Annotated in this window: 13 protein-coding genes; 10 read left to right on the top strand and 3 right to left on the bottom strand. The window is 63.6% G+C overall.

From position 1 onward, the window contains the following. The first annotated feature begins 51 nt into the window (after nt 1–51). The 8 genes from NYQ88_RS03195 (at nt 52) to NYQ88_RS03160 (ending at nt 7,313) form a co-directional block, all read left to right on the top strand. Complete coding sequence (locus NYQ88_RS03195) at nt 52–1,014, top strand: NAD-dependent epimerase/dehydratase family protein (protein ID WP_275653532.1); 963 nt, start codon at nt 52–54, stop codon at nt 1,012–1,014. Nucleotides 1,015–1,070: 56 nt separating this feature from the next. Next, nucleotides 1,071–1,706, top strand: coding sequence for a cupin domain-containing protein (locus NYQ88_RS03190; RefSeq protein WP_275653531.1), 636 nt, complete (start codon nt 1,071–1,073; stop codon nt 1,704–1,706). A gap of 2 nt (nt 1,707–1,708) precedes the next feature. Then, nucleotides 1,709–3,298 carry an ABC transporter substrate-binding protein gene (locus NYQ88_RS03185; RefSeq protein ID WP_275653530.1) on the top strand — a complete coding sequence of 530 codons (1,590 nt, stop codon included), beginning with the start codon at nt 1,709–1,711 and terminating at the stop codon, nt 3,296–3,298. Between the two features lie 60 nt (nt 3,299–3,358). Then, nucleotides 3,359–4,405 carry an ABC transporter permease gene (locus NYQ88_RS03180; protein ID WP_275653529.1) on the top strand — a complete coding sequence of 349 codons (1,047 nt, stop codon included), beginning with the start codon at nt 3,359–3,361 and terminating at the stop codon, nt 4,403–4,405. Beyond that, on the top strand, nt 4,402–5,298 hold the full coding sequence (gene nikC, locus NYQ88_RS03175; protein WP_275653528.1) for a nickel transporter permease: 897 nt from the start codon (nt 4,402–4,404) through the stop codon (nt 5,296–5,298). Before NYQ88_RS03180 ends, nikC begins: the two co-directional genes overlap by 4 nt. Next, nucleotides 5,295–6,143 (top strand): ABC transporter ATP-binding protein, encoded by an 849-nt coding sequence (locus NYQ88_RS03170; RefSeq protein WP_275653527.1) that lies wholly within the window; start codon nt 5,295–5,297, stop codon nt 6,141–6,143. Before nikC ends, NYQ88_RS03170 begins: the two co-directional genes overlap by 4 nt. Continuing rightward, nucleotides 6,140–6,883: an ABC transporter ATP-binding protein gene (locus NYQ88_RS03165; RefSeq protein ID WP_275653526.1), complete on the top strand. Its 744-nt coding sequence runs from the start codon at nt 6,140–6,142 to the stop codon at nt 6,881–6,883. The genes NYQ88_RS03170 and NYQ88_RS03165 overlap by 4 nt, the downstream gene beginning before the upstream one ends. Before the next feature lie 202 nt (nt 6,884–7,085). Then, entirely contained in the window at nt 7,086–7,313 is a 228-nt protein-coding gene (locus NYQ88_RS03160) for a hypothetical protein (RefSeq protein WP_275653525.1), read from the top strand. Here the strand turns inward: NYQ88_RS03160 and NYQ88_RS03155 are convergent. Beyond that, the gene (locus NYQ88_RS03155; RefSeq protein ID WP_275653524.1) at nt 7,283–8,149 is read right to left on the bottom strand and encodes an aldose 1-epimerase family protein; all 867 of its coding nucleotides are present in this window, start codon (nt 8,147–8,149) and stop codon (nt 7,283–7,285) included. The genes NYQ88_RS03160 and NYQ88_RS03155 overlap by 31 nt on opposite strands. 149 nt (nt 8,150–8,298) lie before the next feature. On the opposite strand from NYQ88_RS03155, the gene hrpB reads away from it, so the two are divergent. Next, complete coding sequence (gene hrpB, locus NYQ88_RS03150; protein WP_345774608.1) at nt 8,299–10,737, top strand: ATP-dependent helicase HrpB; 2,439 nt, start codon at nt 8,299–8,301, stop codon at nt 10,735–10,737. An 11-nt stretch (nt 10,738–10,748) separates the two neighbouring features. Here the strand turns inward: hrpB and msrB are convergent, their stop codons facing one another. Continuing rightward, entirely contained in the window at nt 10,749–11,153 is a 405-nt protein-coding gene (msrB, locus tag NYQ88_RS03145) for a peptide-methionine (R)-S-oxide reductase MsrB (protein ID WP_275653523.1), read from the bottom strand. 117 nt (nt 11,154–11,270) lie between these two features. Between msrB and NYQ88_RS03140 the strand changes: the two genes are divergently transcribed. Further along, on the top strand, nt 11,271–11,885 hold the full coding sequence (locus NYQ88_RS03140; protein ID WP_275653522.1) for a pyridoxamine 5'-phosphate oxidase family protein: 615 nt from the start codon (nt 11,271–11,273) through the stop codon (nt 11,883–11,885). A gap of 13 nt (nt 11,886–11,898) precedes the next feature. On the opposite strand, the gene NYQ88_RS03135 is transcribed toward NYQ88_RS03140, so the two are convergent. Next, the gene (locus NYQ88_RS03135) at nt 11,899–12,633 is read right to left on the bottom strand and encodes a GGDEF domain-containing protein (protein WP_275653521.1); all 735 of its coding nucleotides are present in this window, start codon (nt 12,631–12,633) and stop codon (nt 11,899–11,901) included. Between the last annotated feature and the right edge of the window lie 190 nt (nt 12,634–12,823).

Below are 12,823 nucleotides of genomic sequence, written 5' to 3'. Positions count from 1 at the left end.
GGAAGGGCTTGGGCTAGATTGCCCGCTCAAACGATTTGAGCCGGACTTTTCATGACCATAGCAATTATCGGTGGCAGCGGTTTTCTCGGCCGCAACGTGGCGCTGCGTCTCCTCGCCCATGGCGAAACCCCGCTCGTCGTCCACCGCGGCAATGAGCCGGCCAATCTCCCGGACGCCGTCCGCATCGCCCATGCCGACCGCACCGATGAAGCCGCCCTCACCGACCTATTCCGCCAGCACGATGTCAGCGTCGTCATCGACATCTATGCCCTGAGCCTCGGCAATACCCAGGCCGTCATCAACGCCGCGCGGGCCGTGAACGCCCGTTACATCCTGACGAGTTCGGTCGACGTCTACGCCAATTATGAAGGCCTACTCAAAAAAGGCGCGCCGGAAATTCGGCTTGCACCCGCCGACGAAGACGCCCCGCTGCGCACCATGCGCTACCCCTATCGCGGCAATTCCCGCCGCCCCCAGGGCGTCAGCGAAGACCTCTTCGACAATTACGACAAGATCGTCATCGAGGATGCGGTGCGCGCCGCCGGCATGGATTTCGTCATCCTGCGCCCGCCCATGATCTTTGGCGTCGCCGACAAGCAGCGCCGTTTCGGCTGGGTCGCCGACAATGCCAAGGGCGATACCTTCGCCATGGATGAGCGCGCCTATGGCTGGCTCAATTCCTATGCCTATGTGGAGGACATTGCCGAAGCCTTCGTGCTCGCCGCCCTCCATCCCAAGGCCAGCCGCCGCACCTATAATGTCGGCCAGAATTTCGTCCGCCCCGCAGCCGATTGGGCTCGCCTCCTCTTGCCCATGCTTGGCTCAAGCGCCGAAGTGACGGCCGCCCCGGCCGGAGAAGGCATCTGGGCCGACCGCGCCGAGGCCATGGATTTGCGCTATCCCCTCACGCTCGACACCAGCCGCATCCGCACAGAACTCGGTTTTGCCGAGATCGTCGACGAGACAGCGGCATTGGAAAAAACGCTTCATTCCTATACAATTAGTCAGGATTGACCGCCGCTTTCCGATCTGTTTAGTGTAGCTAAACAGATCGACGACAGGAGGGCGCGTTGGATCCTGCTACCACCGCACCAACCTTGGGCAACCGGCTCCGGGCCCGCCGTCGCGAGCTCGGCCTCACCATTGCCAGCGTCGCCAAGGCGAGTGGCCTGACCGTCGGCTTCATCTCCCAGATCGAGCGCGACATTTCCCGGCCCTCGCTGGTTTCGCTCTACGCCGTGGCCCGCGCCCTCGACACCAGTGTCGACCGCTTCCTCTCCGAAGCCCCGCCGCGCCAGCACCAAATGGTCAGCCATTCGACCAAGCGCGCCAAATTCTCCCTCGGCGCCACCGAACCTTTTTATGAATTTCTCGAACCCGGCTTCCCCGACGCCGCGCTTAACGCCGTCATCACCCATGTGCCGCCGGGCTTTTCCTCCGAGATCATGCGCCATGAGGGCGAGGACTTCGTCTACCTCATCAGCGGCACGATGCTCTACGTCGTCGACGGGGTGGAATATCCCCTCGAAGCCGGCGGAACCCTCCATTTCTCGTCCAGCCTGCCGCACATGTCGCGCAATCCGGGCAAGGACGTCGCCATCGAACTCTGGGTTGGCACCATGAAGGTGTTTTCCGAATACGCCGATCCAGCTCAAATATCGTCATCGCTGCCGGGAACGCAGCCGATCAAAACAAGGGAGAATTGACGATGAAACTGACGAGGACGCTAACCGCGGCGCTTCTGAGCATGACCATGCTCACCGGCATCACCTATGCGGCCACCCCGGCCAATACGCTGGTGATCGCCGATGCGCTCGACGACATCATCACCCTCGATCCGGGTGAAGTGGGCGAAGTCGGTGGCATCATGGCCGCCAAGCAGATCTACCAGACCCTGATCGCCCCCGACGTCAAGGACCCGACCAAGATCTATGGCGTTCTGGCCGAAAGCTGGACCGTGTCGGAAGACGGCAAGACCTTCACCTTCAAGATGAACCCGGCGGCCAAATTCGCCTCGGGCAATCCGGTCACCGCCCACGACGCCGAATATTCGCTGCGCCGCGTGGTCAAGATGGCCTCGCGCTCGGCCTTCTTGCTGACCCAGCTCGGTCTCTCGGCTGAAAACGTCGAGGAACGCGTCAAGGCCACCGATGACGCGACCCTCGTCTTTGAAATCGGCGAACCCTACGCCGAGTCCTTCGTGCTCTACGCGCTCTCCTCGCACAGCGGCGGCATCGTCGACAGCAAGCTCGTGATGGAAAACGAAGTTGATGGCGACATGGGCAATGCCTGGCTCAAGCAGGCCAATTCGGCCGGCTCCGGCCCCTATGTCCTGGGCACCTGGACGCCCAAGCAGTCCATCATGCTCAACCGCAACGAAAACTTCTGGCTGGAAGCCCCTGCCATGGAGCGCATCTTCTTCCAGCACGTTCCGGAAAGCGCTGCCCAGCGCCTGCTGCTCGAAAAGGGCGACATCGACATCGCCAACAAGCTCGGCGCCGATGACCACGCCTCGATCGCTGGCAATGCTGACGTCAAGACCCTCGATGGCAGCTCCGGCGTCATCTACTATTTCGGTCTCAACGTCCGCAACGAAGCGCTGGCCCAGCCCGATTTCGTCAAGGCGATGAAGTACCTCGTCGACTATGAAGGCATCGAGCAGACCATCGGCCAGGGCACGATCAAGACCCACCAGACCTTCGTTCCCGAAGGCTTCCTGGGCGCCATCGACCACAACCCCTATTCGCTCGATATCGAAAAGGCCAAGGAACTGATCGCCTCGAGCGGCGTGCAGACGCCCGTCAAACTCGACGCCGTCGTCTGGAACACGCCTCCCTACACCGACTTCGCCCAGGCAGCTCAGGCGACCATGGCGCAGGCCGGCGTCGAGCTGAACCTGCTCGTCGTGGACGGTCAGCAGTGGCTGGAACGCTACCGCTCTGCCGATCTCGACATCTGGGTTGGCCTCTGGGGTCCGGACTATCCAGATCCGCACTCCAACGCCAAGGCTTTCGCCGTCAACTCCGAAGACACCCCGGATGGCTCGACCAGCCTGGCCGACCGCTTCGGTTGGGACGCTGGCGATATCTCGCCGCGCACCATGGCCGCGCTGCGGGAGAACGACAACGAGAAGCGTCGCCAGATGTACGAGGAGATCCAGCTCGAACACACCGACATCTCGCCCTTCCTCTACATGTTCCAGGAAGTGCGCCGCGTCGCTGTCCGCGCCAATGTCGAAAACCTCGAACTGGGCCTGACGCTGTCGGACGACCGCTACTGGAAAGCCACCAAGAACTAATCCCTAAATCCGGCGTGGCGGCTCCGGCCGCCGCGCCTCTCTCGTGACCAGGACCGACCCGTGGCCGCCATAGCTTCTCCAAATCTCGTGCGCTTCAAGCGCATCGCCAACGGGCTGGTCACCACCGCCATAACGCTGCTCGGCCTCGTGGCGCTGACCTTTTTCATCGGCCGCGTCATCCCGATCGATCCGGTTCTCTCCATCGTCGGCGAGAAGGCGACGCAGGAGGCCTATGACAAGGTTTTCTACGAGCTCGGCCTCGATGAACCGGTCTGGGAACAGTTCACCTCCTATACGCTAAAGCTGCTCCAGGGCGATTTCGGCACTTCCTTCACCACCACCCGCCCGGTGCTCACCGATCTCCTGAGCTTTTTCCCGGCCACGCTGGAGCTCGCGACCCTTGGCCTCGTCCTTGGCGTCGTCCTCGGCATTCCCGCCGGTGTCGCCTCGGCCTATTGGCACGACAAATGGCCCGATCACCTCATCCGCATCATCGGCCTCATCGGCTATTCGGTGCCCATCTTCTGGCTCGGCCTCGTCGGGCTCTATGTCTTTTACTATAAGCTCAGCTGGGTCGCCGGACCCGGCCAGCTCGACGTTTTCTATGTCGGCGTCGTCAAGCCCATCACCAATTCCATCCTGATCGACAGCCTGCTGCGCGGCGAATGGGAGGTGTTCTGGAACGCCGTCAGCCACATCATCCTGCCGGTCTGCCTCATCGGCTATTTTTCCATGGCCTACCTCTCGCGCATGACGCGCTCGCTCATGCTCGACCAGCTCACCCAGGAATATGTCCTCACCGCGCGCCTCAAGGGCGCCAGCGAGCTTGAGGTCGTCCTCGGCCACGCCCTGCGCAATGCCGCCATTCCGCTCGTCACCATCATTGCCCTCTCCTATGGCGGGCTCCTCGAAGGCTCTGTGCTGATCGAGACCGTCTTCGGCTGGCCCGGCATCGGCAATTACATTGCCTCCTCGCTCTTCCGGGGCGACATCAATGCCGTGCTCGGCGGCACCTTCCTCGTCGGCGCCATCTTCATTCTCCTCAACCAGCTTTCGGACGTGCTCTACGCCACGCTCGACCCGCGCACCCGGGAGGCCAGCAAATGAGCGCCGTGGACACAGCACTTCCCGTCGACAGCGCCGGCCGCGCCCGCTGGAAACAGATCGTCAGCTTCTGCCGCCGCTTCGCCCGCAATCCCCTGGGCATGTTCGGCCTCTTCATTCTTCTCGCGCTGCTCTTCTGCGCCGCCTTCGCCGAGCTGATCGCGCCCTACGATCCCTATCTGCCCAATTTGACCGCGCGCCTCACCGGCCCCGGCGCCGAATTCTGGCTGGGCTCGGATGAACTGGGCCGCGATATCCTCTCGCGCGTCATCTACGGATCACGCCTGACCCTCCTCATCGTCGCGCTTGTGATCGTCACCTCCGCCCCCATTGGCCTTCTCATCGGCGTCGTTTCCGGCACCTATGGCGGCTGGCTCGATGCGCTTTTCATGCGCATCACCGACGTCTTCCTCGCCGTCCCCAAACTGCTCCTGGCGCTGGCCTTCGTCGCCGCCCTCGGCCCCGGCATCGTCAATGCCGCCATCGCCATTACGCTGACCGCCTGGCCGCCCTATGCCCGCATGGCCCGCGCCGAGGCTCTCGCTGTCCGCAACAGCGATTATGTCAACGCCGTCCGCCTCGCCGGAGCGTCGGAATTTCACATCATCTTCTTCCACATCATCCCGATGTGCCTCTCCTCGGTCATTGTTCGCATGACGCTCGACATGGCCGGCATAATTCTCACCGCCGCCGGCCTCGGCTTTATCGGCCTCGGCGCCCAGCCGCCCCTGCCCGAATGGGGCGCGATGATCTCCACCGGACGCAAGTTCATCTTCGACCAGTGGTGGGTGGCAACCGTCCCCGGCTTTGCCATCTTCATCGTCTCGCTCGGCTTCAACCTTCTGGGCGACGCCATCCGCGATCTGCTCGACCCGCACCTCAAGGCCAGATCATGACCGCGCCCCTGGCTGAAATCAAAAACCTGCGCATCTCCTTCCCCACTGAAGAGGGCGGCTGGCATCAGGCGGTGCGCGGCGTCAGCTTCGCGCTCGGCCGCGAAAAGCTCGGCATTGTCGGCGAAAGCGGCTCGGGCAAATCCCTCTCCGGCCGCGCCCTGCTCGGTGTTCTTCCCGATTACGCCCGCGTCGAAGCCGATATCCTGTCATTCGACGGCATTGATCTGCTCAAAGCCAGCCGCGGCGAACGGCGAAAACTGCGCGGCAGCCGCCTTGGCATGGTGCTGCAGGATCCCAAATTCTCGCTCAATCCGGTCATGCCGGTGGGCAAGCAGATCGTCGAAGCCATCCGCATCGGCAATCGCAGGCTGGGCAAGACCGAGGCGAAAAAGATCGCGCTCGACATGCTCGAAAGCCTCCACATCCGCAATCCCGAAGCCGTCTTCGACCGCTATCCCCATGAGCTTTCGGGCGGCATGGGCCAGCGCATCATGATCGCCATGATGGTGGTCCGCGAACCCGATCTGCTCATTGCCGACGAGCCGACCTCGGCGCTCGACGTCACCGTGCAGATGCAGGTGCTCAACATTCTCGACGAGCTGGTGACGCGCCGCCAGATGGGGCTGATCTTCATCAGCCACGATCTGCAGCTCGTCAGCCGCTTCTGCGACCGCATCATCGTCATGTATGCCGGCCAGATCGTCGAAACCCTCGCGGCATCGGACCTGCACAAGGCCGAACACCCCTACACCAGGGGCTTGCTCGCGTGCCTCCCCACCATTGACGGACCGCTCGATCCCTTGCCCACCCTGCAGCGCGACGACGCCTGGAGACTGGCGCTATGACACAGCCAGACAATATCCTCACCGTCGACAATCTCTCCGTCCGCTTCGGCGCCACCACCGTGGTCGATGACGTCAGCTTCGCCGTCGCCCGTGGCGAGAGTTTCGGGCTCGTCGGCGAAAGCGGCTCGGGAAAATCGACCATTCTGCGCACCATCATGGGCCTCAATGCCGACTGGTCCGGCACCATCACGCTCGACGGTGCCCCTGCCCCCGACCGGTCGCGAAAAGCCTTCGCCCAGCGCGCCCAGATGGTGTTTCAGGACCCCTATGCCTCGCTCCATCCGCGCCATCTCATCGGCAAGGCCATTGCCGAGCCCATGCGCATCCACGGCATGGCCAATGCCGAGGCGCGGGCGCTCGAGCTGCTCGACCTCATCGGGCTGGGGCAAAACTTCGCCTATCGCTATCCGCACGAGCTTTCCGGCGGTCAGCGCCAGCGCGTTGCCATTGCCCGCGCCCTCGCGCTGTCGCCAAAACTGCTGCTGCTCGACGAGCCGACCTCGGCTCTCGACGTTTCCATCCAGGCCGAGATCCTCAATCTGCTCAATACGCTGCGCGAAAGGCTCGACCTGACCTTCGTCATCGTCAGCCACAATCTGGCGGTCGTGTCCTACATGTGCGACCGCTTCACCGTGCTGCAGAACGCAAGGCTGGTGGAGACCGTCACGCGCGAGCAATTGCGCGCCCGCGACCTCAAGGAGCCCTATACCCGCGACTTCGTATCGGCGAGCAGTCTCTGATTTTTCAAGGCTTGAACCAAGGTCGTCCCGTCGCGCATCGTCCCATCTGGGCAAAGAGGGAGAATGCGCGATGAAGGGCCCTTATCTTCTCACCAGTTACCTCATGGCCGGGCTGATGTTCGGGGCCGCGATCTGACTGACCTGGGACTGGCACGCGGCGATAAAACTACCGCTCCTCGCCTATCTGGCGTTCTGCACCGCGGTGTTTCCGCTGTCGCGACGGCCGGCGGAGCTCTTCGTCTTCGCCAGTTTCGCCCTCTCGCCCATCCATCTCACCGGGCTCATCGCCTGGATCCCCATGGTGCTGGTCTTCGTCGTGGTCTGGGCCTTCGGCATCATCTTCGCGCCGATCGGAGCCCTGCTCCACTTCACCGGACAGCGTTTGAGCAAGGCCGATGATCAGCCGATCAGTTCGGCACGGAATGAATAGCGGGCCGTCGCACCGGGCGCGAGGAACACCGTATAGGGGCGCTGGTCGAGCGCATCGCTGGCCCCGACTTCCGCCGACATGCCATGCCACGGCTCAAGGCAGATAAAGCCCGCACCGGGCTTGGTCCACAGCGCCAGATTGGGCAGGTTCTCCCAGGTGAAATGCACCGAAGGTCCAGCTTCGCTGCCATAGCGCAGCCCCGATCCGGCGCCCTGCGGAAAGATCATCGCATCCTGGGCAAAGTCAGCGTGGTTGAGCGTCAGCCGCCCATCGGTGAACGGCGAGGGCTGCGGCGTCCGGTCGACGAGCCCGCCCGAGAGACGGAAAAGCTCCGGCGCCGCGCCATTGTCGAACGCAATTTCATGGGGCTGCCCCTCGCCGCCCGGCAGCGGCCAGGCAAAGGCCGGGTGGAACCCCACGCCATAAGGCATGATCCTGCTGTCACGATTGGTCACGATGGCCGTAACAACGACTGACCGCCCTTCGAGCCGGTGCTCGATATCGAGCACGAAATCAAACGGATACATGGCCAGCGTCGGCTCGGACGCTTCCAGCCGATAGGTGCAGTGCTCGCGCCATTCATCAACGAGTGTAAAGGCGCTGCGCCGGGCAAAGCCGTGCTGGCCGATCTGATAGCGCTTGTCGTTGATGCTGATTGTGTCCTGCGGCGCCCGTCCCACCATCGGAAACAGGATAGGCGAGCGTCCGGTCCAGAAATTGGCGTCCCCACTCCACAGCCAGTTGCGGCCGTCGCGGGTCGACAGCATCTGCATCTCCGCGCCAAGTGCCGCCACATCGAGCGTAAGCTCGCTATTGCTGATCCGCGTGAGTTGCATGCGTCCTCCAACGACAAAAGGCTCTTTTTGACACCGGTTCGTGGGGTACGATCCTGCGATAAAGCTTTGCTCACCGCCAAGTGCTTGAGCCGTTTACACCATCCGGGTAAGCAGCGGGTAAAGGAGCGCCGAAAATCCCCCTGCCCAACTTGCCGCCACTGCCCATCGACGCCGCCCTGCCCGCCCTGCGTGATGCGCTGGAAACGGGCACAGCGGCCGTCCTCGTCGCCCAGCCCGGTGCCGGCAAGACCACGCGCGCCCCGCTGGCGCTGCTCAATGCGCCCTGGCGCGGCGATGGCAAGATCATCATGCTCGAGCCCCGGCGCCTCGCCGCCCGCGCCGCCGCCCGGCAGATGGCCAAACTCATCGGCGAAGATGTTGGCGGCACCATTGGCTATCGCGTGCGTCTCGAAAGCAAGATTTCCGCCCGCACCCGCATCGAGATCGTCACCGAGGGCGTCTTCACCCGTATGCTGCTCGACGATCCGGAGCTGACCGGCGTCGCCGCCATCATCTTCGACGAATTCCATGAGCGCAGCCTCGACGCCGATCTCGGCCTTGCCCTGGCGCTCGACGCCCGCGCCCTGCGGCCAGACCTCCGCCTCCTCGTCATGTCGGCCACCATCGACGGCGCGCGCGTTTCAAAACTCCTCGACGATGCCCCCGTCATCGACAGCCCCGGCCGCACCTTCCCGGTCGAAACCTTTTATGCCGAGCCCGACCCGCTCCAGCGCATGGAAGATCAGGTTGCGAGTGCGACTTTGAAAGCGATGCGCGAGCACGAAGGCTCCGCCCTCGTTTTCCTCCCAGGCCAGGGCGAAATCACCCGCACGGCCGAGCGCCTCGCCGCTCGCCTGCCGCCCAATACCGACCTCGCCCCGCTCTATGGCCAGCTCAGCCCCGCCGAGCAGGACTCTGCCATCCAGCCGGCCCCCGACGGCCGGCGCAAGATCGTCCTCGCCACCTCCATTGCCGAAACCTCGCTGACCATTGAAGGCGTCCGCATCGTCATCGATTCTGGTTTCCGCCGCGTCCCCGTCTATGAACCGGCGACGGGGCTCACCACGCTCGCCACCACCCGCGTCGCGCGCGCCGGCGCCGATCAGCGCCGTGGCCGCGCCGGCCGCACCAGCCCGGGCGTCTGCATCCGCCTCTGGAACGAGGGCCAGAACTCGGCGCTCGAAGCCTTTGATACGCCTGAAATCCTCGCCGCCGATCTCTCCGGCCTCGTGCTCGATCTCGCCGCCTGGGGCGTCACGGACCCGGCCCAGCTCGGTTTCCTCGATCCGCCCCCTGTCCCCGCCTGGGCCGAGGCCAAGGCCCTGCTCACCCGGCTCGATGCCATCAACGCTGCGGGGCATCTGACATCCGCCGGCAAAGCCCTCGCCAAACTGCCGCTCCACCCGCGCCTCGCCCATATGGTGGTCGCAGGGGCCGAGGATGGCGACGCGCAAACCGCTGCCGAACTTGCCGTGCTCATCGGTGAACGCGGTCTGGGGGGCGATGACAGTGATCTCGCCCGCCGCCTCGACCGCTTCCGCACCGATCGCTCCCGCCGCGCCGACGATGCGCGCAGCCTCGCCCGCCGCTGGGCAAAACTGGCCGGTGACAGATTGGGCGAAAATCTCGATGCGGGCCATCACCTCGCCCGCGCTTTCCCCGATCGCGTCGCCCAGCCCGCCGGTCCGCGTGGCCGCTTCCGCCTCGCCAATGGCCGTCAGGCCCAGCTCGAGGACACCCATTCCCTCGCCGGCGCGCCCTTCATCGTCGTGGCGGATTTGACCGGCAGCGCCACCCAGGGCCGTATCCGCTCGGCCGCCGCGCTCGATCCCGTCGATCTCGAAACCCTGTTCGGCCACCGCATCACCGATGAAACCGTCCTCGCCTTCGATACTTCCTCCGGTTCGGTCCGCGCCCGCCGCCAACGCCGGCTCGACGCCTTGCGCCTCGCCGACGAGCCCGCGCAGGTCACCAATCTCGAAAAAGCCGCCGAAATCCTCGCTGCCGCGGTCCTGAAACGCCCCGAAACCCTGCCCTGGAGCAAGGAGCAAAAAGCCCTGCGCGCCCGCTCCACCTGGCTCCACCAGACGCTCGGCGATGATTTTCCTGATCTCTCGGACACCGCGCTCGCGGCCGACCCAGCCTGGCTCGTGCCCCATATTCTGGGCGAAACCCGCCTTTCCGACATCGGCGCCGATCACCTCGGCATGGCGCTCGAAAGCCTTCTGCCCTGGGCCAAAAAGCAGGAGATGGAAAAGCTGCTTCCCAGCCATTTCCACGCGCCTTCAGGCAGTCACCTGCCCATCGACTACGCCGCCGAAAACGGTCCAGCGCTCGAAATCCGCGTGCAGGAATTGTTCGGGCTCGACCGCCACCCATCCATCGTCAATGGCAAGGTGCCGCTGCTGCTGGTGCTGCTCTCGCCCGCCCACAGGCCGATCCAGACCACGCGCGATCTCCCCGGCTTCTGGCGCGGCTCGTGGAAGGATGTGGCGAAAGACTTGAAGGGCCGCTACCCGCGCCATCCCTGGCCGGATGACCCGATTGCCGCACCAGCGACAAATCGGGCCAAGCCACGCGGCACGTAAAAAGCCCGACCTTAAGCCTTGGGCAGGAAATTCAGCGCCACGCCATTGATGCAGTAGCGCAGGCCAGTCGGCGGGGGACCATCGGGAAACACATGGCCCAGATGGCTGCCGCAGGTGGCGCAATGGACTTCCGTGCGCACCATGCCATGCGAGCGATCGACGGTGGTTTCCACCGAACCGGGAAGCGGATCATTAAAACTCGGCCAACCGGTGCCGCTCTCAAATTTCAGATTGGATTCGAACAGCGGCGTGTCGCACCCGGCGCAGGCAAAGCTGCCCTGGCGCGTCTCGTGCAGCAGCGCGCAGCTACCGGGCCGCTCGGTGCCGTGTTCACGCATGATATAGAACTGCTCCGGCGTCAGCCGCTCGCGCCATTCCGCTTCGGTTCGGGTCACAGGATAGGCATGGGCATCCATGGGGCGCACTCCATTGCTCGGGCTTTCAATTGGCTCTGATATAGGATTACCTTGCCCCCTGTGCCAGCGCTATCACCTTCAATTCGCGCTGATCCCCCCATTGCGCGTGGCAGAACCATGACCAGAATTTCCAGCATTGCCGAGCTTGAAGCGATCTACCTGCCCGCGCCTGCTCCCGCCTCCATGGTGAAGGTGTCGACGAGCATTACCCCGCATTATCGTACCCTGATCGCAGCCAGCCCATTTGCCGCCCTTGCCACCGCCGGTCCCGAAGGGCTCGATTGCTCGCCGCGCGGCGACAGGCCCGGCTTTGTGCGCGTCCACGACGAAAAAACCCTGATGATGCCCGACCGGCGCGGCAACAACCGCATCGATAGCCTCAAGAACATCATCCGCGACCCGCGCTGCGCCCTGCTCTTCCTCATTCCCGGCTCGGGCACCACGCTCCGCGCCAATGGCCGCGCCCATCTCTCGGTCGATCCCGACCTCCTGGAGAGCTTCGCCGTCGAGGAAAAGGCGCCGCGCACAGTCATCGTCTTGGAAGTCGATGAAATCTACTTCCAGTGCGCCCGCGCCATCATCCGCTCCGAACTCTGGAACCCCGAACGCCATATCGATCCGGCAGCCCTGCCCACTCCCGGCGAAATCCTCGCCGCCATGACCGCCAACCAGGTCGGCGGCGAAACCTACGACAAATCCTGGCCCGAACGCGCCAAACAGACGATGTGGTGAAAAGGCCCCCTGTCTACGACGAGACGGGCTGGCTTCCCTTGCGGGCCGCCTTGTTGCGGTAGAGGTTCGCGTCACTGGCCGCAATGGCGTCGGTGAATTCAAGGCCCTTGCTGGTCCTCACTGTGCCGATGGATATTCCCAGATCCACAGTGTCGTCACCGAGGCGCGACCGGAATATGCTGGTCGCGGCCTCACTGATGGCGTCGATGTCGAAGTCGCGCGCGCTGTCGTGAGAGCACGGAGAAAACGCACAAAATTCATCCCCACCGATGCGCGCGATCAGCGCCTTGTCTCCCAGTCGTCCCCGGAGCGCTTCAGCAACCGCGACAATAGCCTCGTCACCGGCCAGATGCCCGAGTTCGTCGTTGATCAACTTGAGGTCATCGACATCGGCGAGAATAAATATCCCGGCAATTCCGTGGTTCTGGGACAGGTTGAACTGCTCGATAAAGCTGCGCCGATTAAGTAAGCCAGTCAGCGGATCGACACTGGCCCGCCGGGCGAGTTCGGCGGCGTCTGCCAGCAATTGCTGGTAGGACGCTTCAAGACGTTCCAGCCGCGTGAACCAGAACAGGCCAAGCGGCACAGCGATCAAGAACGGAAGTGTTATCCGCACGAGAACCGTGACGGTGTCTGCCTCGGCTCCAATTGCCATCCTTACGCCTGTCGAGATCGACATCGACACGGCACCAGCGCATATCGCGACGATAGCCGTACGTCTCCAGACAAGCCTTGACGGCCAATGCATCAGCAAATCTCTACTCAGGTGCTTACTATGGGGACCGTGTCATCCACACGTAACCAAGCTGCTAAGAAGGCCGGCATGATTGCGGCTCTCCGGACCAAAGCGCTCATTGTGGCCCATACTGCAGACTGGATCGGTCCAGCGACCATTCTGTACGAAACGCTCTAAAGCGCATGGCTATCCCGCTGTCAAT

The organism is Devosia sp. SD17-2 (assembly GCF_029201565.1).
Lineage (GTDB): Bacteria > Pseudomonadota > Alphaproteobacteria > Rhizobiales > Devosiaceae > Devosia.
The sequence above is the reverse complement of the archived record's forward strand: the minus strand, read 5'-3'. Positions and strand labels throughout refer to the sequence as shown.

Coding starts and splice junctions, on each gene's coding strand:
- NYQ88_RS03195 (WP_275653532.1), top strand. CDS start 52: ATGACCATAGCAATTATCGGTGGCAGCGGTTTTCTCGGCCGCAACGTG.
- NYQ88_RS03185 (WP_275653530.1), top strand. CDS start 1,709: ATGAAACTGACGAGGACGCTAACCGCGGCGCTTCTGAGCATGACCATG.
- nikC (WP_275653528.1), top strand. CDS start 4,402: ATGAGCGCCGTGGACACAGCACTTCCCGTCGACAGCGCCGGCCGCGCC.
- NYQ88_RS03170 (WP_275653527.1), top strand. CDS start 5,295: ATGACCGCGCCCCTGGCTGAAATCAAAAACCTGCGCATCTCCTTCCCC.
- NYQ88_RS03165 (WP_275653526.1), top strand. CDS start 6,140: ATGACACAGCCAGACAATATCCTCACCGTCGACAATCTCTCCGTCCGC.
- NYQ88_RS03155 (WP_275653524.1), bottom strand. CDS start 8,149: ATGCAACTCACGCGGATCAGCAATAGCGAGCTTACGCTCGATGTGGCG.
- msrB (WP_275653523.1), bottom strand. CDS start 11,153: ATGGATGCCCATGCCTATCCTGTGACCCGAACCGAAGCGGAATGGCGC.
- NYQ88_RS03140 (WP_275653522.1), top strand. CDS start 11,271: ATGACCAGAATTTCCAGCATTGCCGAGCTTGAAGCGATCTACCTGCCC.
- NYQ88_RS03135 (WP_275653521.1), bottom strand. CDS start 12,633: ATGCATTGGCCGTCAAGGCTTGTCTGGAGACGTACGGCTATCGTCGCG.